The organism is Kocuria sp. KRD140, assembly GCF_017168375.1.
GTDB classification, from domain to species: Bacteria; Actinomycetota; Actinomycetes; order Actinomycetales; family Micrococcaceae; genus Kocuria; species Kocuria marina.
The window spans coordinates 347,740-369,999 of the sequence record NZ_JABFAW010000009.1 but is presented as its reverse complement, the minus strand read 5'-3'; the positions used below and the strand labels follow the sequence as shown (position 1 = coordinate 369,999).

At 69.4% G+C, this 22,260-nt stretch carries 15 protein-coding genes and 2 tRNA genes; 9 read left to right on the top strand and 8 right to left on the bottom strand.

Going from position 1 to position 22,260, the window contains the following annotated elements; genetic code table 11:
- Nucleotides 1-78 precede the first annotated feature (78 nt).
- Nucleotides 79-1,374 carry a thymidine phosphorylase gene (locus J1M36_RS10425; RefSeq protein ID WP_206479904.1) on the bottom strand — a complete coding sequence of 432 codons (1,296 nt, stop codon included), beginning with the start codon at nucleotides 1,372-1,374 and terminating at the stop codon, nucleotides 79-81.
- A gap of 179 nt (nucleotides 1,375-1,553) precedes the next feature.
- Here J1M36_RS10425 and J1M36_RS10420 point away from each other — a divergent pair, with 179 nt between their 5' ends.
- Both J1M36_RS10420 and J1M36_RS10415 read left to right on the top strand, forming a co-directional pair.
- Nucleotides 1,554-2,771 carry a nucleoside transporter C-terminal domain-containing protein gene (locus J1M36_RS10420; RefSeq protein ID WP_206479428.1) on the top strand — a complete coding sequence of 406 codons (1,218 nt, stop codon included), beginning with the start codon at nucleotides 1,554-1,556 and terminating at the stop codon, nucleotides 2,769-2,771.
- 34 nt (nucleotides 2,772-2,805) lie between these two features.
- Nucleotides 2,806-3,741, top strand: coding sequence for a sugar-binding transcriptional regulator (locus J1M36_RS10415; RefSeq protein ID WP_206479426.1), 936 nt, complete (start codon nucleotides 2,806-2,808; stop codon nucleotides 3,739-3,741).
- Between the two features lie 159 nt (nucleotides 3,742-3,900).
- Here the strand turns inward: J1M36_RS10415 and J1M36_RS10410 are convergent, their stop codons facing one another.
- Nucleotides 3,901-5,904 carry an FAD/NAD(P)-binding protein gene (locus J1M36_RS10410; protein ID WP_206479424.1) on the bottom strand — a complete coding sequence of 668 codons (2,004 nt, stop codon included), beginning with the start codon at nucleotides 5,902-5,904 and terminating at the stop codon, nucleotides 3,901-3,903.
- 248 nt (nucleotides 5,905-6,152) lie between these two features.
- On the opposite strand from J1M36_RS10410, the gene J1M36_RS10405 reads away from it, so the two are divergent.
- Nucleotides 6,153-7,643 (top strand): MDR family MFS transporter, encoded by a 1,491-nt coding sequence (locus J1M36_RS10405; protein ID WP_206479421.1) that lies wholly within the window; start codon nucleotides 6,153-6,155, stop codon nucleotides 7,641-7,643.
- Between the two features lie 141 nt (nucleotides 7,644-7,784).
- Here the strand turns inward: J1M36_RS10405 and J1M36_RS10400 are convergent, their stop codons facing one another.
- On the bottom strand, nucleotides 7,785-9,743 hold the full coding sequence (locus J1M36_RS10400) for a S8 family serine peptidase (RefSeq protein WP_206479418.1): 1,959 nt from the start codon (nucleotides 9,741-9,743) through the stop codon (nucleotides 7,785-7,787).
- A gap of 179 nt (nucleotides 9,744-9,922) precedes the next feature.
- Nucleotides 9,923-10,011 (bottom strand) — tRNA-Ser (locus tag J1M36_RS10395).
- 200 nt (nucleotides 10,012-10,211) lie between these two features.
- Here J1M36_RS10395 and J1M36_RS10390 point away from each other — a divergent pair.
- Together J1M36_RS10390 and J1M36_RS10385 are read left to right on the top strand one after the other, a co-directional pair.
- Nucleotides 10,212-11,333 carry a glycosyltransferase gene (locus J1M36_RS10390; RefSeq protein WP_064846297.1) on the top strand — a complete coding sequence of 374 codons (1,122 nt, stop codon included), beginning with the start codon at nucleotides 10,212-10,214 and terminating at the stop codon, nucleotides 11,331-11,333.
- Between the two features lie 133 nt (nucleotides 11,334-11,466).
- Nucleotides 11,467-12,846, top strand: a complete 1,380-nt coding sequence (locus J1M36_RS10385; protein WP_342358331.1) for a lipopolysaccharide biosynthesis protein — start codon at nucleotides 11,467-11,469, stop codon at nucleotides 12,844-12,846.
- A gap of 22 nt (nucleotides 12,847-12,868) precedes the next feature.
- Here J1M36_RS10385 and J1M36_RS10380 read toward each other — a convergent pair whose 3' ends face one another.
- The 3 genes from J1M36_RS10380 to J1M36_RS10370 form a co-directional block, all read right to left on the bottom strand.
- Nucleotides 12,869-14,002 (bottom strand): glycosyltransferase, encoded by a 1,134-nt coding sequence (locus J1M36_RS10380; protein ID WP_206479400.1) that lies wholly within the window; start codon nucleotides 14,000-14,002, stop codon nucleotides 12,869-12,871.
- Nucleotides 14,003-14,083: 81 nt separating this feature from the next.
- A complete protein-coding gene (locus J1M36_RS10375) occupies nucleotides 14,084-16,240 on the bottom strand; it encodes a RecQ family ATP-dependent DNA helicase (protein ID WP_206479397.1) in 2,157 nt (718 codons plus the stop codon).
- A 598-nt stretch (nucleotides 16,241-16,838) separates the two neighbouring features.
- Nucleotides 16,839-17,879: a hypothetical protein gene (locus J1M36_RS10370; RefSeq protein ID WP_206069148.1), complete on the bottom strand. Its 1,041-nt coding sequence runs from the start codon at nucleotides 17,877-17,879 to the stop codon at nucleotides 16,839-16,841.
- A 101-nt stretch (nucleotides 17,880-17,980) separates the two neighbouring features.
- Here J1M36_RS10370 and J1M36_RS10365 point away from each other — a divergent pair, with 101 nt between their 5' ends.
- Nucleotides 17,981-18,379, top strand: a complete 399-nt coding sequence (locus tag J1M36_RS10365) for an SRPBCC family protein (RefSeq protein ID WP_085108167.1) — start codon at nucleotides 17,981-17,983, stop codon at nucleotides 18,377-18,379.
- A 143-nt stretch (nucleotides 18,380-18,522) separates the two neighbouring features.
- Here the strand turns inward: J1M36_RS10365 and J1M36_RS10360 are convergent.
- Nucleotides 18,523-18,598 (bottom strand) — tRNA-Lys (locus J1M36_RS10360).
- A gap of 278 nt (nucleotides 18,599-18,876) precedes the next feature.
- On the opposite strand from J1M36_RS10360, the gene glsA reads away from it, so the two are divergent.
- The 3 genes from glsA (at nucleotide 18,877) to J1M36_RS10345 (ending at nucleotide 22,258) form a co-directional block, all read left to right on the top strand.
- Nucleotides 18,877-20,718 (top strand): glutaminase A, encoded by a 1,842-nt coding sequence (gene glsA / locus J1M36_RS10355; protein ID WP_206479395.1) that lies wholly within the window; start codon nucleotides 18,877-18,879, stop codon nucleotides 20,716-20,718.
- A gap of 43 nt (nucleotides 20,719-20,761) precedes the next feature.
- Nucleotides 20,762-21,382 carry a hypothetical protein gene (locus J1M36_RS10350; protein WP_206479384.1) on the top strand — a complete coding sequence of 207 codons (621 nt, stop codon included), beginning with the start codon at nucleotides 20,762-20,764 and terminating at the stop codon, nucleotides 21,380-21,382.
- Nucleotides 21,383-21,640: 258 nt separating this feature from the next.
- Entirely contained in the window at nucleotides 21,641-22,258 is a 618-nt protein-coding gene (locus J1M36_RS10345) for a hypothetical protein (RefSeq protein ID WP_206479381.1), read from the top strand.
- Nucleotides 22,259-22,260 lie beyond the last annotated feature (2 nt).

The window sequence follows — 22,260 nt, the reverse complement described above, 5'->3', positions numbered from 1 at the left end:
TGCGGCGCGGTGACAATGCACCACGGTGGGGCGACGACGCCCGGTCCCCGAGCGTCGTCGTTGCGGTCGGACGGTGGGTCAGGCGATGCGGTCCAGCACGACGTCGTCGCGCGCCCCTGTGCCCTCGGCGGCATGGGGGTCGATCGTGGCGCCGCCGTGGAGGGACTCGAGCGCGCGCTCGAAGCGGTCGGGGGTGTCGGTGTGCAGGGTGAACAGCTTCTGGCCCTTACTCACGCGCTCGCCGGGCACCGCGTGGATCTCCACGCCGGCGCCGGCCTGGACGGGGTCGCCCTGCCGGGCGCGGCCAGCACCCAGTCGCCAGGACGCCACACCCACGGACATCGCGTCCATCTCGATGAGCACGCCCGAGGTCTCGGCCAGCACGTCCTGCGTGTGCTCCGCCTGCGGCAGCTGGGCGTCCGGATCCCCGCCCTGGGCGGCGACCATGCGCTTCCACGCGTCCATCGCGCGGCCGTCGCGCAGGGCCTCCTCGACGTCCGCGTCGTGCGCGCCGGCCGCCGCGAGCATCTCGCGGGCCAACGCCACGGTCAGGCGCACGACGTCACTCGGGCCACCCCCGCCCAGCACCTCGACCGATTCGCGCACCTCCAGGGCGTTGCCCACGGTGCGCCCCAGCGGGCGGGACATGTCGGTGAGCAGGGCCACGGTGTCCACGCCGTGGTCCTTGCCGAGCTCGACCATGGTGCGCGCGAGTTCGCGGGCGTCCTCCTCCGCCTTCATGAACGCGCCCGGGCCGGTCTTGACGTCCAGGACCAGGGCTCCGGTGCCCTCGGCGATCTTCTTGGACATGATCGAGGAGGCGATCAGCGGGATGCACTCCACGGTGGAGGTGGTGTCACGCAGCGCGTAGAGCTTCTTGTCCGCGGGGGCCAGGCCGGTTCCGGCGGCGCAGATCACCGCGCCCACGGTGTCCAGGATGTCCATCATCTCGGCGTTGCTCAGATCCGCACGCCACCCGGGGATGGCCTCCATCTTGTCCAGGGTCCCACCGGTGTGCCCGAGCCCCCGCCCGGACAGCTGCGGGACGGCCACCCCGAAGCTCGCGACGAGCGGGGCGAGCGGCAGCGTGATCTTGTCCCCCACGCCACCCGTGGAGTGCTTGTCCGCCGTGGGGCGGGACAGCTCCCCGAAGTTCATGCGCTCGCCCGAATCGATCATGGCCTGGGTCCAGCGCGAGATCTCCGCTCGGTCCATCCCGTTGAGGAAGATCGCCATGGCCAGCGCGGACATCTGCTCGTCCGCGACCACGCCGCGCGTGTAGGCGTCGATCACCCAGTCGATGGCCTCGGGGGACAGCGTCTCGCGGTCCCGTTTCATGCGGATGACGTCGACGGCGTCGAACGCTTCAACCACCGTGATCACTCCCTCGTGTAGCTGCGGCACGGTGTCGTGTCGGCGCCGGGCGTCCCAGGACACGACCTGTCCTGCAATCCTAGGCGGCGTATCGGAAAATTTGTCAATTATAGTTTTGACAAATGTTCGCGCCGCTGCGGATCCCGTCGCGGCGCCGGAAGTCGAAAGCTGGGGTCACCGTGGACCGTTTCCAGGGCCTGGTGGGGATCGTCCTCATCCTGGGCATCATCATCCTCCTATCCCGCCACCGCACCGCGATCAAGTGGCGCACCCTGGCGGTGGGACTGCTGTTGCAGGTGGGCGTGGCGCTGCTGATCCTCAAGTGGGGTCCGGGCTACGAGGCCCTGAAATGGTTCTCCGGCCTGGTCCAGGGACTGATCGGATTCACGAACGAGGGCACGCAGTTCGTCTTCGGCGGGCTGCTCAGTGACAACAACGGGTTCGTGTTCGCGCTCAGTGTGCTGCCCGTGATCATCTTCCTGGGTGCCGTGATCGGTGCGTTGTATTACCTGCGGGTCATCCAGGTCTTCGTGCACGTGTTGGGCACGACGCTGAACAAGATCATGGGCACGTCCAAGATCGAGTCCGTGTTCGCGTCCACCGTGATCTTCCTGGGCCAGAGCGAGGCACCGCTCATGATCAAGCCGTACCTGAGCAAGCTCACCCGCTCCGAACTGTTCGCGTGTATGACCGGTGGGTTCGCCGCCGTGGCCGGATCGACCCTCGTGGGGTACTCCCTGCTGGGCGCACCGCTGCCCTATTTGCTCGCCGCGTCTGTGATGAACGCCCCCGGTTCCCTGCTCGTGGCCAAGGCCCTCATGCCCGAGACCGAGACCTCCGTGGCCTCCGTGAACACGCTGAAGGTCCGGGACACCGAGTCCAAGAACCTGATCGACGCGATCGGCAACGGCGCCATCAGCGGCGGCCGGATCGCCGTGATCGTGGGCTGCCTGCTGATCGCGTTCATCGCGCTGATCGCCTTGGTCTCCGCCGTGCTCGGCTGGGTCGGCTCACTCTTCGGTTTCGAGGGCTGGTCCCTCGAGGGGCTCTTCGGGATCATCTTCGCGCCGCTCGCGTGGGCCCTGGGCGTGCCGTGGCACGACGCCGCACAGGTGGGCAACTTCATCGGCCAGAAGACCATCCTCAACGAGTTCGTGGGCTACACCGCGTTCGGCCCGGAGATCCCCAACCTGGATCCCCAGTCCGTGCTGATCACCACGTTCGCGCTCGCGGGCTTCGCCAACCTGTCCTCGATCGCGATCCAGATCGGTTCCATCGGCGGGCTGGCCCCGGACCGACGCGCGGACGTGGCCCAGCTGGGCTTGTTCGCCCTGTTCGGTGGGTTCCTCACGAACATGCTCAACGCCGCGCTCGTCGGCGTGATCATCGGGCTATGACGGTGACGGCACTTCCGGTGACCGGAGCGCCGTCGTGGACCTGACCGCGCGGGACGTCCAGTCCCTGGAGGCGGCCCGGCTCTACCACGAACGCGGCCTGTCCCAGGCGGAGGTGGCCCGGACACTGGCCATGTCCCGCCCCACGGTGTCCAAACTACTGCAGCACGCGCGCGAGCGCGGGTTCGTGAGCATCGAGATCCGGGACCCCCGCACGGTGTCCACGGACGTGGGGCGCGAGCTGTGCTCCGCGTTCGGGCTCGCCCAGGCCACCGTGGTGGCCGATGCGGAGACCGAGCACGAGTTGCTGCACAACCTGGGTGTCGCCGGGGCGCGGATGCTCGAGGAGAATGTGGCCGACGGCGATCTCGTGGGCATCACGTGGGGTCGCACCATGCGCGCCGTGGCCCAGGCGCTGACCCCCCAACCGCGTAGCGGCGTGCACATGGTCCAGCTCAAAGGCGGCAGCAGCCTGGCCTCACCGGCGGCGGGGCACTTCGAGACCGTGCGGATGTTCTGCACCGCGTTCAACGCCTACCCCCACACGCTGCCCCTCCCGGCGCTCTTCGACAGCCCCAAGGTCAAACGCCTCGTGGCGCAGGACCGGCACATCGAGTACGTCCTGGACCTGGGCCGCAGCGCCCGGGTGGCGGTGTTCACCGTGGGCTCCGCCGGACGGGACGCACCCCTGCTCGCACGCGACTACCTGACCACCGAGGAGCGGGAAGGGGTCGCGCAGCGCGCGGTGGGTGACCTGTGTTCGCACTTTATTGACGACGCCGGCAACCCCGCCGTGCCCGAGCTCGACGCCCGCACCGTGGCCATCCCCCTGGACTCCCTGCGGCACAAGGAGATCCGGATCTGCGTGGCCGGCGGCGCGGCGAAGACCCCGGTCCTGCGCGCGGCACTGCGGGCCGGGTACGTGTCCCACCTCGTCACCGACGAACGCACTGCCCGCACCGTCCTGGGCTGAGCCGGCGGCGCGGTAGTGGTGGGACCCGCATGGTTCGGCGCGATTCCGGCCGGGTCGACGTGATCCCGGCGGTGTCGGCCCGAGCCCACCCGTCCCGGTCCCATGGCGCGCGGTTGCTCCGCGCACGGTCACTCCCCGTATGACGCCGCCCGGACCGGATCACTGCCGCGCGCGCGGCTCCCCCAGGATTTCCCGGGCGATGGCGTCCGCGTCCGCGATGGTCCGGGCACCCAGGTGGGCCGGTGCACCGGCCTCGGCCGCGATCGACACACCCCACTGCACCGAGGACAGTTGCAGACCGATCACGTGGATGCCGGGTTCCACCGCGTCTTTGTCCCCCACGGCGCGGTAGACGAACGAGCCGGCCGCGGCGTCGTCGTCGTGGACACCCCGCGGACGCTCGCGCGAGACGTCCAGACCCGTGCTCGTCTCGGGGCTCGCGCCGTCGCGCGTCTCCATGAGTTTCGCGCGCACCAGGCCGCGCTCGTGCATGTGCGTGAGCAGCGGGGAGATGTTGCGGTGGACGTCGTTGCTCGGGGACATGGCCTCGATCATCCAGCGTGAGCGCACGGGTGCCGCCTCGACCCACGGGGACGCGGCCACGAAGTAACCCTCGGAGCGGTCCACGACGAAGCGTGGTTCGGGGCCCAGGAACCGCACGATCCCTGCGCGGGTCAGCGCGGCGAGCTGCTGGATCCGCAGCACGGGCGGTCCGGAGGCCAGCCCCTCCACGAAGGGTTCGAACTCGCGCTGCAGCTCGTGGACCCAGGACGAGTCCGAGATGCCGATCTCCGCAAGGACGCACTTGAGCACGCTGCGCGCGGCATTGAGGGACGCGATCGCCATCTTGACGGGATCGTCCTCACCCTGCAGGGACCCGTGGACGTCCCGGTCCAGGTAGTGCACCACGGCGGCCGCGTACTCGTCGTGGCTCGCGAAGCTCACGTCCTCGAAGGGCCGAGCGAGCCGGGCCTGCTGCAGTTGCCGCCCGGGGACCACCGAGTCCGAGATCAGCGCATCGCTCTTGCGCGCCCAGTTCACGTCCGTGCGATCCGTGAGGATTTCATCCAGCCGGTCCAGGAACGCCCGGGGGTCCCCCAGGAACGCGTCCGGTGCCGTGCGCGCGAGCACCACGTAGTAGTTCCACACGGCGTCCTTGCGGATCAGGGGTCCGAGTTGCCGGTCGAAGGACAGCTCGCCGGGGCTCGAGGCCGCAACGTGGCGCACCGCGTCCACGGTGAAGAAGCGGGTCTGCAACGACGCCGCGTAGTACCCCCGGAGCCGCGGCTTCGCCCGGTACGGCGTTCCGCGACGCGAGCCCGCCACGATCTTCGGTTCCCGTCCGGAGGGGTGGTACACCAACCGTTCCGGGTTGTCTAGATCGGTCGTGAAGCGGCCTCCCCGCCCCTCGGTGAGCTGGGCGAGCGCGTCGCAGAAGTTCAGGCCCATGCCCCGCACGAGCACCGTCTCGCCGTGCGGTAGATCGGGCCACGCGGCGTCCGCGGGCACGGTGGGCGGCCAGTACGTCAGTCCGTGTTCGGCGGCGCCGTCCACGAGTTCCTTCTGGGACGGACGCAGGTGCGCGTCCAGGTGGCCCAGCGCGAGCACGACAGCGTCCGCGGGCAGCACCACACCGCCCGCGAGTTCCACGGAGTAGCGATGACGCCCGTCCGTCCTGACCCACGCGTCCACGGCCTCGGCGCGGTGCACCGTGAGCTCCACGGTGCGCGGCAGGTTCTCCCGCAGGGTCGCGAAGACCCACGCGAGGTAGCGCCCGTACGTGGCGCGCGGCGGGTACCCCTGCGGGGTCAGCCGCGCGAGTTGGTCGCGTTGCTCGTCCGTGAGCGGGCTCACCGGGGTGATCTCCCCGGCGACGACGCCGCGGCGCCACCGTTCGAAGCTCACCCCCCGCAGGGGCTCCAGCGCGGGGACTGCCAATGCGCCGTCGGCGGCGATCACGGTGGGGAAAAGAGAAGGGGTGTTCATGAGGAACAGCTCCGACTGGTCGGTGCGCCACACGTGCCCCGGTCCGGGAGGAAAAGGATCCACCAGGTCCACGTGGACGCGGATCCCGTAGGCCGCGGAGTGCGCCGCGAGCCGTTCCACCACGGACAGGCCTCTGGGGCCCGCTCCCACCACCACCACGCGTTGCTGAATCACCACGTCCTTCAGGATAACGAAGGGTGACCCCCCCCTTCGGGCCGGGCATGAATCCGACGTGGACGTCCGGCCGGTGTCGCGCTCGAGTGCTCGACGGACCGACCAGCACACCACCCGCGGGCGTGCCGCGGGCCTGGCGGACCGCTCCCGATGCGCATGTGCACGCGTTCGTCTGTGACCGTTACCCTTACAGGGGCCCGGCCCCGGAAGGCCCGCCCGACCCCGTCCGCTCCAACGCTGGGAACCTCTCCATGTCCTCTGCCGCTCCGGCCGAACCACGCACGTTCGCCCCCCAGGGCACCACCGGGACCATTGCGGTGCTGCTCGTGGCCGCGTTCGTGGTGATCCTCAACGAGACCGTCCTGAACGTGGCGCTGCCCCACATCATGGGAGACCTGCACGTGGACGCCGCCACGGTGCAGTGGGTGACCACGTCCTTCATGCTCACGATGGCCGTGGTGATCCCCACCACCGGGTTCCTGCTACAACGCTTCAGTACCCGCGCGGTCTTCGCCCTGGCCATGGGCAGTTTCGCGGCCGGGACCCTGCTGGCCGCGCTGTCCCCGAGTTTCGGGGTGCTGATCGCCGCGCGCGTGATTCAGGCCTTTGGCTCGGCGATCATGCTCCCGCTGCTGATGACCACCATCCTCATGCTCGTCCCCCAGCAGCGCCGCGGGGTGGTGATGGGCAACGTGTCCATCGTGATCTCGGTGGCCCCCGCCCTGGGTCCCACGCTGTCCGGGTTGATCCTGGCACACTTTCCGTGGCGCACGGTGTTCTGGTTCGTGTTGCCCATCGTCCTGCTGGCCCTGGTGATCGGCCTGCTGCGGTTGCGGGACGTGAGCGAGCGCGGGAGCCTCACACTGGACCTGCTGTCCGTGGTGCTGTCCGTGCTGGGCTTCGGTTCCCTGGTCCAGGGCCTTTCCGTGGTGGGGGCCGCCGGTTCCCACGCCGGCGCCGAGTCCGGCTGGCTTTCCACGACCGCCGGCGGTGCCACCGTGCTCGCGCTGGGCGTGGTCCTCGTGGCCCTGTTCGTGTGGCGGCAGATCCGGTTGCAGCGCAAGGACCAACCGTTCCTGGACCTGCGCACGTTCCGGCACCGGGACTTCACGGTCTCCGTGGCGGTGCTCGCGCTCGGCATGATGGCGTTGTTCGGCGGTGTGATCGTGTTGCCCCTCTACCTGCAGACGGGCCGCGGGCTGGACACCCTGCAGACCGGCCTGATCCTGCTGCCCGGTGGGCTCATCATGGGCCTGCTGGGACCGCTCGTGGGTCGGTTGTTCGACGCGTTCGGCCCCCGCCCCCTGGCTGTTCCCGGTGCCGCACTGCTGACCCTCGTGATGTTCGGCTTCTCCCGGTTGCAGTCCGACACCCCCGTGTGGTGGATCGTGACTCTGCAGATCTCCATGTCCGTGGGGCTCGCGCTGATCTTCACGCCCGCGTTCACCTCCGGGCTGAACCCGCTGCCGCCGCAGTTGTACTCGCACGGTTCCGCGACGCTGTCCACATTGCAACAGGTGGCCGGCGGCGCGGGCACGGCGTTGCTCGTGGGCGTCCTGCAGGCCGGCACCGTGATTCATCGACAGGCCGACGGCACCACCGTGACCGATTCCATCCCCGGCGTCCACGCGGCATTCGTCACCGCCACGGTGATCGCTGCGATCGTCCTCGTGCTCACGTGCTTCATGCGCCGCTCCACCCCCACGAAACTGACCCGCGTGGGGGACGACGCCGCTCGGTAATGTCCGCGCGCGGATGCCGCAGCGCTGTCGTACCCCGCCCACGAATCGCCCAAGAACATACGAGGCCCGAAAAGGCACGCTGCCAATCGGTGGCGTGCCCTTTCGGGCCAGGAATGCAGCGGGTGGATCACCGCGGGGCGGTCACTTGATGCGGGTGACCTTGACACCCCCGCGCGGGGTCCAGGTGTACTGCGTGCGCTCGCCCGTCCTGATGTTCTGGAACCGCTGGTAGGCGCCGGTGGACGTGCGGACCTCCGGGGAGATCGGGTACCCCGCCTTGGTCTCGTACCCCTTGCGGACCCAGACCCGGCCGATGCCCGAGCTCTCGACGATCGGTTGCGCACCCGTGCGAGCGCTCCACAGGATCTTGGTGGTCTTGCCCGAACGCGGGTCCACGAAGCTTTGGTAGTAGCCTCCCGTGGCGGTGCGCTGCTCGTTGTTGAACGGGATGCCCACCGCGCGGGCACCGCCCAGGCCCTCGTGGCGCGAGCCGATGCCCGTCCACGTGCGGACCTCGCGCACCCCAGTGCGGGAGGACCAGTAGAGCTTGGTGGTGCGCCCGTTCTTCACGAAGTGCTGCACGACGCCGCCCACGCCCGTGTCCCGCTCCCCGGTGGTCGGATTGCCGTAGACGCCCGCCCCACCGTGGGACTTGTAGTACGTGGCGATCGCCCCGCGCGTGGTGGGCGCCACCGCGCGGGCGGCGCGCACCGCGTCCACCTTGCGGTAACCGTTCACGTTCACGCCGGTGTCCCGCAGGGTCTTGCGGATGGCCTCCACGCCGATGTTCGGGTTGCGTTCCTTCATGAGCGCGATCACCCCGGACACGTGCGGCGCCGCCATGGACGTCCCGCTCAGGTCCCCGTACGAGGGAGCGCCCAGGCTGAACGCCCCCGTGTTGACCGTGGACCAGATCGGCGCGTTGGTGTCCCCGCCCGGGGCTGCGACGTCCACCATGGGCCCCCAGTTGGAGTAGCCGGTGATCCGGTTCTGGGACGACGTCGCGGCGACCACGATCGCGCCGCCACAGTTGGCGGGGGCGGCGAGATTGGCGCTCTTGCCCGCGTTCCCGGCCGCGACCACGAGCGGGACCCCGATCTTGTGCATGCGGTTGACCGCGTTCTGCATGACGGGTGCGCACGTGGGAGCGTCCCACGCCTCGGAGAGGTTCACGACCTTGGCGGGGGTCGTGTTGCGCGGGACCCCGGGGATGGCGATGCCCGCGGACCACATCACACCGTCCGCGATGTCCGAGACGTACCCGCGACCGTCCGCTCCCAGGACGCGGGCATGCTGGATCCGGGCGTCCGGGGCCACCCCGGCGATCCCCGTGCGGTTGTTGGTGTGGGCCGCGGCGATCCCGGCCACGTGCGAACCGTGCCACCAGTTGGGCCGTCCGGGGCTCCAGTCGCCCTCGTCCTGGGGGTTGCCGTCCCGCCCGTTGCCGTCCCGTGAGTGGTACAGGTCCGAGAGGAAGTCGTACCCGCGCACCGTGCGCTGATTGAGGTCCGGGTGGTTGATCTGGCCCGTGTCCGCGATCCCGATCACCACGCCGTTACCCGTGCCGTGCGACCACGCGGAGGGCACACCGATGTTGCGGGGACCCCACTGGTAGTTCCAGTAGCGGTCGTTCGGGGCGGACGCCGCGTGCGCCGCGAGCCCGTTGACCACGATCAGGTCCGGTTCCGCCGATTCCACGGCGGGGTCCTTCTCGAGGGTCTCGACCACCGCTTGCTGCTCCGCCTTGTCGAGCATCGTGTCGGATTCCACGACCTGCTCGGCGTTGCCCGTGGTCTTGACGATCTCCGGGTCCTCGATCTCGGTGGCCGTCTCCACCTCGGTCAGGACCTCTTCCTTCTGCGCCTCGGGGACGTGGTCCTTGAACTTCACCACGACCCGGTCGGTTTCCGCCAGGACCTTGCCCTGGGCGCCCGTTCCTCTTCCGAGGGATTCGACGCCGCCCACGGTCGGGGGTTTCGTCTGAGCCTGTTGTTCCGGGGTGGGTCCCTCCGGGGGTGCCGCCGAGGCGGGTGCGGCCGTGGCCAGCAACAGCGCGGAGACGGACAACGTGAGAAGTGTTCGTGCGGAGCGTCGTGGCATGATGTCCCCCTCGGGAATCAGCTCGCGGAGGCGGGATCAGCACCGGATCGAGGTGGCTGACGCCCGTGGGCGGGAGCACCGGACTGCGAGTGCCACGGACTTTACCAATGTAAATATCGCGAGGGTGCCCCCGACACGAACGAGGGCCCCACATGACATGCGGGGCCCTCGACATTTCGCGGAGACGGGGGGATTTGAACCCCCGGTCCGGTTTAACCCGGACCCTTCATTAGCAGTGAAGTCCATTCGGCCGCTCTGGCACGTCTCCGTGTCGTTCGTGATGCTCCAGTTCCATGAGAACAGGCTCATCCCAAAACAACGGACGTCAGCTTATCGGCACGGTGCGCGAGCGGTCAAAGCGGCGGGCGCGTCGTTCCCGCCGGGATGCAGCGGCAGCACACCCCGGCGTGGTAGTCATGGTGCGGGGCGTTGTGCTCCGTCCGCTTCCTCCCGAAAGGTCTTCGTCCCGTGCGATCACTCGTCGTCACCGCGTGGTTCCCCGACGCGGAAACCCCCAGCCGCACCCCCTTCATCGTGGAGCACTGCTGGGCGCTGCAGGAAGCGGGCCACGACGTCGCGGTGGTGCACGTGAACATCGGTCGACGCGCGCACACCACGGAGCAAGAGGTCTACCAGCGCATCCCTGTCACCCGCGTGTGGCTCGACGTGACGGATCCACGGTCCTACGCGCACGTGACCCGCGTTCTCTCCGCCGGGCTGCGCGGCGCGGACGTGCTGCACACGATGGCGTTCTCCGCGGTCCTGCTGAGCGCACCGGCCTGGGCCGTGCGACGGCTGCCCTGGGTACACACCGAGCACTGGAACGGAGTGGTCAATCCCGCGAGTGTGAATCCGCTGTGGCAGCGGTTGGCGTGGCTGCGGCATGCCTTGCGACTGCCTCACGTGGTCACGGGCGTGACCGCCGAGCTGTGCACCGAGATGGCGCGCTTCTCCCGCCCCGGGGCGACCCACGTGGTGCCGTGCGTCGTGGAGAACCCTCACCCGGCCGCCGAGTTCCCGGCGAGCCCGCCCCTGCGACTGGTGGGCGTGGGGGCACTCATCGATCGCAAACGCCCCGTCCTGGCGTTGGAGACCGTCGCGGAACTGGTGCGCCGCGGAGTGGACGTGCACTACACCCTGGTGGGCAAGGGCCCCCTCATGGAGTCCCTCCCGCAGACCGCCCGTGAGCTGGGCATCGAGGACCGGGTCGAGCTGACCGGGGCGGTCCCCCCGGCGGAGATCGCCCAGCGGCTCTCCGACGCGCACATCTTCTTCCTCCCGAGCGCCCAGGAGAACTTCTTCACCGCGGTTGCCGAGGCGATCGCGGCCGGACGGCCCGCCGCGGTCCCCCTGAGCGGTGGGTTCGACGACTACTGCACCCCCGAGAACTCGGTGCTCACCCACAGCTGGGACGTCCCCGTGCTCGCGGACGCGATCGAGACCGCGCGGGACCGCTTCCGTGAGGCCGATCCGGCCGCCATCGCCGCCACCGTGCGCTCCCGGTTCTCCCGCGCGGAGATCGGTGCGCAGTTCTCCCGGCTCTACCGTGCCGTGACGCGGGATGCGTCCGGTCGACACGCGAGTCGATAAACTCCAGGATGTGACATCCTCCCCCACCTCAGGCTCCCCCTCTCGGCGGTGGCGGGGAATTCTCTTCCCTCCGCCGAATCACGAGAACCGGGACAACCCCATCGGTTCGTCGTTCGCGTTAACCGTGATCGCCGTGTTCGTGCAGGGACTCTCCCGTTTCGGGTACAGCCTGCTGGTGGGCAACATCCTGGGCAGTGAGATCCTGGGGCGGGTCAACCTGGCCATCTCCCTGGCCCTGTTCCTGGTCCTGCTGTGGCCGCAGGCCTCGGGCAACGCGGCGGCCAAGTTCATTGCCATGGCACGCGGTCAGCAACACCGCGAGGAGCAGTTGTCCGTGGCGGTCTACGCGTCACGCACCGCGGCCCTGGCCTCGGCGGTGCTGGCCGTGGTGGCGGTCGTGGTGGCCACGTACTTCCTGCACCTGCCCCCAAGCTACGCGCTGTCCGCGGGCCTGCTGGTGATCGCGCTGTCCGCCTACAACTTCGTACGCGGTGTGCGCACCGGCAACAACCAGTTCGTGACCACGGCCGTGTGGGACTGCATCAGCTCGGGGATCACCCTGACCCTCCTGCTCGTGGTGCTGCTGGGTGGTTTCACACCGCTGCTGCTGGTGCCGCTGAGCCTGGGCTACCTGATCTACGCGATCCCGGGCTGGCCGCACCGTTCCGGCGGCCCGCTGCCCACATCCCTCAAACGGCAGATCAACTCGTTCACGGCGTGGGCGTCCATCAACATCCTCACCGCTTCGGGTCTGCTGCAACTGTCCATGATGCTCGGCAAGCACTACGACAGCCCCGCCGCGGTGGGTCAGTACTCCGCCGCGGTGAGCATCGCGACGCCGGCCAGCATGCTCTCCTCCTCCATGCTCGTGGCCCTCGCGCCGGCCGTGGCCCGCATGTTCACCGCCGGGGACATGACCGGCATGAAACAGCAGCTCGATTCCATCCTGCGGGTCATGGTGCTCACGTTCCTACCCGTGTTCGGCGTGGGCATCCTCTGGGCGCCGTACGTGATCCACGGGCTCTACAACGCCCGCGCCGAGGAGTTCACCGGGGCCGTCCCCCTGCTCATCGTCCTGTTCTTCGCGGTCTCCGCCACGAGCTTCAACGCCTCCAACTCGCGGCTCAACGGCGGGGAGAGCTGGGGGGTCCGCGCGCTCGCGGCGTGCAACGCGCTCGGGCTGATCCTGGGCGTCGCCACCGTCCTGTGGTGGGGTCCGCGGCTCGGTGTCATGGCCGCGGCCATGGGGTACCTGGTCGGCTGCCTCATCAGTGCGGTGGGGCCGCTGATCATTGTGTGGGTCCACGACCGCATGAAATGGTCCGGTCTCATGTTCCGGGTGATGTTGGGGTACGTGCTGATCCTGTCCGGGCTGTGGCTCGTGTTCACGCGCCAGGGCGTGCTCGTGACCGTCCTGGCGACCGTGGCTTTCCTGGCGCTGTGGTGTGCGATCTCATGGCGTGATCTCGCACCGCGTGTGGCCATGGTCATGCGCAGGTTCCGTCGCGGCTGACCCCATCACGACGGCGGTCGGTTCAGTTCCGCGACCCCGCGGCGAGCGCCCAGCGGTAACGCAGCATCTGGACGGCGCTCGCGGCGACCACCCGCAGGGGTGCCTGCCGGCCCAGCACCCGGGTCCAGCGCTCGGTGAGCAGCGCCCCCGGCGTGGTGTAACGACGTCGCTCGGCCAGGGCCGCGAGCAACTCCCGCTCCCCCGCACCCGGGGACAACAACCGCGCGACCCGCAGGTCCGCGCGCGAGAGCTGGTCCGTCACGTGCGGCGCGTACTGCGTCAGTTCTTCGAACACGGCATTCGCCGACCGCGCGTAGTGGGCGTCCCAGTCCCCCGAGCGCACGGCGTGCTCCAGAGCGGGGAAAAAGTTCACGCGGATGTACTTGAGGATGTAGGACCGCTTCAGCTCGTCCGGGGCCCCTGCGAACCAGGGTTCGCGACCGAGATCCAGGGCGGCTGCCACGGTTTCTCGAATCGGGAGGAGCTGGCGCGAGACTCGGTCCGTACCATCCGCATGCATCAGCACCCCGGGGAGACCGGGCGCGAGATCGATCCGGTGTGCCCCCGTATAAAGGGCCATGACGAAGGACTGGTCCTCACCCGTTCTCGCAGACTCGTCAAAGCGAGCCCCCGTGCGCCTGACCGCGGACATACGGATCAGTCCGAATGCCGTGCTGCGATACCCCAGGCGGTCCTTCACGGGATCCAGATCCGAACGGCGCAACGGCCTGACGATGGGGGTGATGTCCACCCTCGGGTTCTCGTGGTGCTGGAAGGGCATGACCAGGTCGCTACCACGCCGCTCGGCGATCCTGAGCCACCGGGTCACCGCGCCGGGATCGAGGGTGTCGTCGCTGTCCAGGAAACTGATGTAGCGCGCGCTGGTCCGTCGTAGCGCCTCGTTGCGCGGCACGGCCGCGGTACTCCCCCGGTCCTCGGACTCGATGACGTCCACCACGGCGCGTTGCTCGACGCTCAACATGGAATGCACCTGCTCGGCGGTGAGATGATGCGCGACCGCCGTCACCCGGCACTGACCGGGGGCCGCACCGGGGGCCGCACGCAATGCCGAGGACACGGCCCGCTGCAAAGGTCGCGAGGTGGAGTGGACCGGGATCACGATGTCCACGAGCGGCGGTTGCGGGTGTTCGACCATGTCGCAAGGATAATTTACACACGTTTCCCGTCGCCTGGGTGTCCCCTTAAGAGTGCCCGATCCATCCCGCGGCGGCCCGATTCACCCCTGGGCGGCGAGTACGAACGGTAGCACCGCGTCCGCCCCGGCGAGGCGCAACTGCCGGGCCGCGACCGTGAGGCTCCACCGGCTGTCTACGAGGTCGTCCACGAGCAGCACGCTCGCCCGCGGCGCCCGCGCCAACTGTTCCGCGAGGGGCTCCGGGACCAGGAACCGGTCCCACACCTCGGCGAGCCGGTAGGCGCTGTTGCCGCCGTGGGAGCCGCGGGGGACGTCCGGGTTCAGTTCGAGCGAGCCCCAGAACGGCAGGTGCCCCGCGGAGGCGAGCCCGCGGGCCAGGGAGTCCACGAGCTGTGGGCGGGACAGTGACGGCATGGCCACGACCGCGGTGGGCCGTTCCTGCCAGTCCCACTGCGCCAGGACGGTGATGCTCGCGCGTCCCAGGTCCGCCGTGACCACCGAATCCACGGGATCGCCGTGCTCGTCCGATCGGAAGATCTCCCGCAACCGCTGCCCCCACCCGAGATCGGTGAGCCGGGCCAGGGCGCGGCCGCGTTCGGCGCGTTCCGTTTCCGGGATCTTCCCCTTGGCCTGCAACCCCAATCGATCCATGCCGGTGGGCCACTGCGCGCGCGGTTCCACGGGGACGCCGGCCCGGTGCAGGGCGGCGTCCGCGGCGGCGGAGGCGTCGGAATGCACGGTGGTGGGGTACCACGGCCCGGCGCACACGTCGCACCGACCGCACGGTTCCGCGGTGGCGTCGTCGAGCTGACGGGTGAGGAAGCGCATGCGGCACTCGCTCGTGAACTGGTAATCCATCATGGCCTGCTGTTCCGCGATCCTGGCCTTGCGCACCCGCTCGTAACGCGGGGCGTCGTAGGTCCAGGGCCGGCCCGTGCTCTGCCAGCCGCCGGAGACCCGTTCCACCGCGCCGTCCACCGCGAGCACCTTGAGCAACAGCTCGAGCGGGGTGCGTTTGATGTTGACCCGCGGCTCGAGAGCCGCGACCGACAACGGGCCGCCGTTCTCCGCGAGCGCGGTGAGCACCGCGGTGGCCTTTTCCTCGGTGGGCATGGACGCGGTGGCGAAGTACTCCCAGATTTCCCGGTCCTCGCCGCCCGGCAGCAGCAGGACGTCCGCGGTGTCGGTCGCGCGCCCGGCGCGGCCCACCTGCTGGTAGTACGCCACCGGGGACGACGGCGCTCCCAGGTGCACCACGAAACCCAGGTCCGGTTTGTCGAAGCCCATGCCCAGCGCGGACGTGGCCACAAGGGCCTTGACCCGGTTCTCCTTCAGGGCGACCTCGAGTTCCTCGCGTTCCGCCGCGTCCGTGCGACCGGTGTAGGCCGCCACGGGATGGCCCGCCTCCGTCAGCGCTCGGGCAGTGTCCTCCGCCGCCCCGATGGTCAACGCGTAGATGATCCCGCTGCCCGGAAGCTGGTCCAGGTGTTCGAGCAACCAGGCGAGCCGTGTGGCGGTGGAGGGCAGTCGCAGCACGCCGAGCCGCAGGGACGCGCGGGACAGCGGACCGCGCAGGGTGAACACCTCGCCGCGGTACCCGGAGCCCACCCCAAGCTGCTCCCGGACGTCCTCGATCACGCGTTCGTTGGCGGTGGCCGTGGTGGCCAGTACGGCCACCGAGTCCGAGAGGTCCGCGAGCAGGTCCTTGATTCGCCGGTAGTCCGGACGGAAGTCGTGACCCCAGTCCGAGATGCAGTGGGCCTCGTCCACGACGAGCAGTCCGAGCCGGGAGACGAGCTGTGGGAGTTGCTCGTCCCGGAAACGGGGATTGTTGAGGCGTTCCGGGGACACCAACAGGACGTCGATCTCGCCGCGATCCAGGGCCGCGGAGATCTCCGCCCACTCGGTGGGATTGGCGGACGAGATGGCCGCGGCGCGGACACCCGCGCGCTGGGCCGCCGCGACCTGGTCCCGCATGAGTGCGAGCAGCGGGGAGATGATCAGCGTGGGGCCGTAGCCCTGGGCCCGCATCAACAGCGCGGACAGGAAGTACACCGCCGATTTCCCCCACCCGGTGCGCTGCACCACGAGTGCCCGCCGGTGCTCCTGGACGAGTGCGGAGATGGCCTCGAACTGGCCGGGGTGGAAATCGGCGTGCGGGTTCCCCGTGAGCTCACGGAGGTGATCCAGGGCTCGGTCCCGGAGGGATGCGGTGTTCTCGTGCGCAGGCGCGATCATGACTCGAGTGTCCCAGCAGGTTCGGACACGCAGAAGCGACCGGAGCGCCCACCACGGCGCGAGGTGCGGCCCTCTGCATCAGGCCCCATGACGCGCCGGGTCGGGCGTACGACCCCTTAACGCGTTGCGTCCGCTGCGCCAGGACTCATTCCCCCGAAGGAGTCCATGCGGCGCAGCGGACGCATATGCCGGAGAACCGGCGCGGATCAGGTCCGCTCGAAGCACATGCCCCCCGGCATGAACCTCGTACCGTCGCCTCACGGGTGACCCGGACACACCACGCCCCCCAGCGTGGAACGCGTACGAATCCGTCATGGACGTACGGCCCGTATTCCCCCCGGTCATGACCGCACATCACTGAATGTCCCGTGTTGCGACATGAATATGCTGGCACGCCCGCTCCAGGATTTCCAGCGGTCACCGCGTCGCGCAAGACCCATCGCAGTTTTGTGGACAAATCAACTCAAGCGTATGTTCTCCCATGTCGGAGGCCGATTCCCTGCTTCCATTGCGCGCAATCGACCGGACGGCGGCGCTGATTCGTAGCGCAAAATGGGGACAGCTCGGACGCCCCGAATGCCCGTCATGGGGACCCGTGTCAGTGGTCGTCGTCCTTCTCGACCCGCTCGGCGTTCCGCTGACCGTGCGTCAACCGCTCGATGTCCGCGTGGCTGTCGAAGTTCGACCCGAGAGCACCGGCGATCGTGCCGAGCGAGGCAGAGAGCCACGCGATGTCCACGTAGTTGCTCAGCGAGGGAGAGACTCCGATCACGGATTGCATGTATCCGACTTCGATCACCACCAGAGCGGCCACGAGGATCCCCGCCATGAGCACGGTGTAGAACGTGAGAACCGTCACGAGCAGCGTGGCGATCGTGGAGGCGTTGTACATCGCGGCCTCCACGCGACTGCCGAGCCGCCGGGGCGGGTCCCACAGGCGGTTGCTGAACATCAGCCACCCCACCATGGCCCCAACCGCCAGGAGCGAGATCAGGGCGAGCCGCCACGAGGGCAACGCCAGGGACATCTGCCAGATGGAGGAGTAGAACACGCCGAACGCGCCGGTGGCCGAGGCCGCCGCCCACATGCGCTTGAGCTTGGTGACGTCCTGGAACGGCTGGTTGGTGCGCACCATGCCCAGGACCAGGCGGATGCGACCTGGCCACCACCACGGCGACGCAATGAACACGGAACGCCCGGTGTCCACGTCCTGCTCGTGGACCACTCCGAAGCGCACACGCCGGTCCTGGACGTCCGGGAGGTCCTGATGGGCCAGGGTGTCCAGGGAGTCGAAGATGGCGCGTTCCAGTTTGGTCGTGAGCCCCCGCCAGCCCAGCGCGGGCAGCGAGATGATCACGAGCCCGTCCTCGAAGTGCAGCTCCGCCATCTTGGGCAGCTTGCCCGCCCGCCGGGGGATCTCCGTGATCACGACCTGGAAATCGGCCTCGCCCTCGCGGGACCACGCGCGCACGGCGTCCACGTCCAGGCTGTTGTCGGGGCGCAGGGGGATGGTCCTGTCCCGGCGCACGAGCTGGTAGTCCCCGAAGCCGTCCCCGCCGTGGCGTTGCTGCAGCCGACTGAAGATCGCGGAGCACAGCCCGGGATCGGTGAAGACGTCTACGCGATAGGCCGGGTCCATGCGCCCCATGATCCCAGCCCGCCGGCTCGCCCCACAATCGACAGTTGGCTTACCGTTGCGTGACGCCCCCCGTCCGCGAGGATCCCGGGCACACTGGTGCCATGGACATGACCGTGACCCGCACCGGCCCCGCTCGCCCGGCGGACGTGTGGCAGCACTATGAGCGCCTCGATCTGTGGACCGTGTGGGCTCCCCACCTCACGAACGTCCGCGCCGATTCCGCCACCCTGGCCCCCGGCACCTCGGGAGTGGTCACGGCGCTGGGCGTGGTACCCGCGGCGTTCCGTGTGATGAGCGTCCGCGCCAACCTGCATTCGTGGTCCTGGCGCGTGCGCGTGGGTCCCGTGACACTGGAGCTCACGCACGATGTCGCTCCCACCCCGAGCGGCGGTTCCCGCGCGGACGTCAGGATCCAGGGCCCCGCCCCCGTCCTGCTGGCCTACCGCCCGCTCATGGGCTGGGCGCTCGCGCGCCTCGTACGGGTCGGCCCGGCGCACTGAGCGCGACTCGGCCAGAGGCGCTGCACGCGGGCAGGTCCGGGGCGCCGAAGGCCGCTCGCCCCGGGCCCCGAATGCGAGCGGACACGGAAATGCCCCGCGCGATCGTGATCGCCACGGGGCACATGGTCTCCGGTTCCGGGAGGTGGTGCGCCCTGTGGGGCTCGAACCCACGACCCATGGATTAAAAGTCCACTGCTCTACCAACTGAGCTAAAGGCGCGTGCCCAGCCGCGAGTTCCCGCCACCGAGCACGGCTACTCTACCGCAGCGCGGGCGCATTTCCAGTTCGGGAAGCGGCCTCCCGCACGGCACCGACGGCAACCACGGGCGGGCCCAGCGCGCCGCACCGCGCGGCGCGACGAGCCACCGCGCCGTGGGCGAGCGCACGGCGTCGTCGTCGACCGGGCCCGTCCGCAATATGAGACCCTGGGAGGAGACGACACCCGGGGCGTGCGCAGCCCGCCGCGGGGTTCCCGCCGAGCCTTCGAGGAATGACCCATGAGCACCGTTGCGATGTCCAAGCTGGGCCCCTCCCCCGTCACCGAGTACCTGCGCCGCGTGGTGGAGGACCTGCGCCCGCTGACGGACGGCACGGTGAACAATTCCGTCCCGGAGCTCGCGGCCGCGGACGAGAACATCGTGGGGATCGCCGTGGCCACCGTGGACGGCGCGCTCTACCAGGCCGGGGACACCAAGCTCGAATTCTGCATCCAGTCCATCTCCAAGGCCTTCACGTATGCCCAGGCGCTCACGGACCGCGGCCCGGAGGGTGTGTTCGAGAAGATCGACGTGGAACCGAGCGGTGACGCCTTCAACGAGATCTCACTGCAGCCGGAGACGGGACGCCCCGCGAACCCCATGATCAACGCGGGCGCGATCGCGGCGACGTCCCTCGTGCGCAACACGTCCCACGGCACGCGCATGGAACGGATCCTGCGGTTGCATTCCCGTTGCGCGGGCCGGCAGCTGCGGATCAACAAGAACATCCAGTCGCAGGAGCACAAGGCCGGGGACCGCAACCGCGCGCTGGGCTGGCTGCTCGCGTCCCGGGGGATCATCGAGGGGGATCCCACCGGCGCGCTCGAGGACTACTTCGGCCAGTGCTCGATCATGCTCAACTGCGTGGACCTGGCCCGCATGGGTGCCACGCTCGCGGCCGGCGGGCGCAACCCCGTAACCGGCGAGCGCGTCCTGGACCCCGAGGTCGTCTCGGACGTGCTGTCCGTGATGAGCACGTGCGGGATGTACGACGACGCCGGGCGCTGGGCCATCCGCGTGGGCCTGCCCGCCAAGTCCGGGGTCAGCGGCGGCGTGGTGACCGTGCTCCCGGGGCAGCTCGCGGTCGCGGTGTTCTCCCCGCCCCTGGACCGCCACGGCAACTCCGTGCGCGGCGTGGCCGCATGCGAACGGCTCACCAAGGACCTGGACCTGCACTTCGCCCGCACGGAACGCAACGGGCACTCCCCGGTGCGCTCCGAGTACACCCTGGCGGAAGCGCCGTCGTTGGTGCGGCGCAACGAGGCCGCCACCGAGGTGCTCGACGCGCACGGCGAGGACGCTCGGATCATCGAGCTGCAGGGCGATCTGCGCTTCGCCGGGGCCGAGACCGCGGTGCGCACGGTGCGCGACGCCGCCCGCAGGTCCAGTTACGTGCTCGTGGACATCCGGCAGGTGGACGATATGGCCCGCTTCGTCCTGCCCATGCTCAGCCGCACCGCCGAACAGATCGAGAAGACGGGCCACCACATGGTGCTCATCGCGGAGAAGAGCGGTGAGAACACGCGGAACCTGGAACACCCGCTCACGGTCTTCGCCACGCGCGCCGAGGCCCTCACGTGGGCCGAGGACCAGATCCTGGAGCGCTTCGGCGGCCCCGAGTGCACCCCGGACAAGGTGCACTCCACCCGTTCCGAACTGCTGAGCACGCTCGGCGAGGAGGACGTGGAGCGCATCCGCTCACGCACCGAGTCCGTGGATTGGAAGGCCGGGACCACGGTGTTGCGCACGGGCCAGAAGTTCAACGGCGTGTACATGGTCACGTCCGGCAACGTGGAGGTCTCCCGGCGCTCACCGCAGGGTGACCGCGTGGAACTGGAGGTGATCGGCCCGGGGATGAGCTTCGGTGAGATCGCCCTGGGTACCAATATGCGCCACATGGTGAGCTTCACCGCGCTCACGGACGTCTCCGCGCGCAGGCTCTCCCCGGAGGCGATCCAGGAGATCGAGGAGGAGGACCCCCGGCTGGCCCTGCGGTGGTGGCGCGCGGTGTCCCAGCAGGCCCTGCTGCGCATCGAGGAACGCTGGCGTCAGCAGGCCGGGGAGACGCACACGGTCGACTGATCCGCCGAGCCCCGTGAAAGGTGCGCGGCGTACACTCGGGCGCATGTCCGAACGCCGCACGCATCATTCGCCCGTGAAGTTCTCCCCCGAGAAGTTCGACGCCCACGAGGGCGGCACGGACCCCGCCCGAGTGTCGGAGGCGGCCCACCTGGCCGCGCAGGCGCTCGTGTCGCGGGGCCGGGAATCCGCGGATCCGGTGGTCCACGATCGCCTCGTTCGGCTCACGGACGAGCAGGGTCTCGAGGGGATCGCGGAGATGTGGGCGCAGGCCCCCGCGGTGTCCCTCCCGGGCGCGCTGTGGCGGCTCTACGCGCTGCACGCCGCCGCCCGCAAGGACCCCTACCGCATGGGCCGCTGGTTCGCCGCGGGCAAGCAGACCGCGCAGGTGTCCAACGTGGTCGCGGGCGTCGCGGACCCGCCCGGTGCGGAGGAGATCTGCGAGGTCGCGGACGCCATCCTCTCCGGCGCGTTCGACGGCGAGTTCGACGTCGCTCTCGAACGCTCCGCCGCGTTCTGCCGCGTGATCGCCACGGGCCAGGAACGCACGCTGGACATCTCGAGCCTCGGCGTGCGCGATCCGTGGCGCCGCATCCCCCGCCTGATCCGCACCGCAGAGGAACTCGAGTCCGCGGCCGCCGCGTGGCGCAGGGGTGCGCTCGAGTGAGGGCCTGCCCTCCGCGGGGCGTCCTCGTCCGGACGGACCGCTTTGCGGCGCCCCCGGGGTCGGGGATTATGATGGAGACAGGTGTCGGGCCGTGGCAGCCCCGGGCTCCATCATTTAGCCGCTACGAGCGGCCTTCCGCCGAGAGGCGCTCCCGGTCCGGCACCGCACCCCTCAACAAGATCCACATGTCCCCCCGGTTAACTTTCGTTCGGTACAGTGACGGCCGAAAAGTGAACGGTTCGACGGGAGGACGAACGGATGGCCTTTCGGATCTTCCCCGAGGACGAGCGGGTGACCGAGCTCCTGGTCCAGATGTCCCAGTGCGTGGGCACCGCGGTGGATCAGCTCGCCGAACACATCGGGCAGATCGACAAGACCTGGCAGCGCCCCATCACGGACCTCCTGGACACCGAGGACCGCTGCACCAACCTTTACTTCTCCCTGATGACCACCACGCGCTCCTCGTACGTGGTGCCCATCCCGCGTCAAGACGTCTACATCTTGGGGCAGTGGCTGTTGCGAGCAGTCCAGTGCCTCGTGGCGAGTGCCGAGACCCACCAGCTGTACCAGCTGGAGCGGTCCACCTCGCACGCGACCGAGCAGCTCGCAGTGATCCAGCACATGTCGCTCATGACCACCAAGGCCATGGGCCGGCTGACCAGCTTGAACGAGCTGGACGACTACTGGTTCGAGATGATCCGTCTCACGCGCCAGGCCGAACGGACCCACCGGGTGCACCGCGCGAGCTTGCTGGAGCAGTTCAAGACGGCCCAGGCCATCCGCCGCATGGACGCCGCCCGCCAGCTCTTCGATGCCGCACGCGCCCTGGGCCAGGTCTCCGCAGAGGTGGGCCGGATCCTCGTGGCAGAGTCCTGACG

Coding starts and splice junctions, on each gene's coding strand:
- J1M36_RS10405 (WP_206479421.1), top strand. CDS start 6,153: ATGTCCTCTGCCGCTCCGGCCGAACCACGCACGTTCGCCCCCCAGGGC.
- J1M36_RS10400 (WP_206479418.1), bottom strand. CDS start 9,743: ATGCCACGACGCTCCGCACGAACACTTCTCACGTTGTCCGTCTCCGCG.
- J1M36_RS10380 (WP_206479400.1), bottom strand. CDS start 14,002: ATGGTCGAACACCCGCAACCGCCGCTCGTGGACATCGTGATCCCGGTC.
- J1M36_RS10375 (WP_206479397.1), bottom strand. CDS start 16,240: ATGATCGCGCCTGCGCACGAGAACACCGCATCCCTCCGGGACCGAGCC.
- J1M36_RS10370 (WP_206069148.1), bottom strand. CDS start 17,879: ATGGACCCGGCCTATCGCGTAGACGTCTTCACCGATCCCGGGCTGTGC.
- J1M36_RS10365 (WP_085108167.1), top strand. CDS start 17,981: ATGGACATGACCGTGACCCGCACCGGCCCCGCTCGCCCGGCGGACGTG.
- glsA (WP_206479395.1), top strand. CDS start 18,877: ATGAGCACCGTTGCGATGTCCAAGCTGGGCCCCTCCCCCGTCACCGAG.
- J1M36_RS10350 (WP_206479384.1), top strand. CDS start 20,762: ATGTCCGAACGCCGCACGCATCATTCGCCCGTGAAGTTCTCCCCCGAG.
- J1M36_RS10345 (WP_206479381.1), top strand. CDS start 21,641: ATGGCCTTTCGGATCTTCCCCGAGGACGAGCGGGTGACCGAGCTCCTG.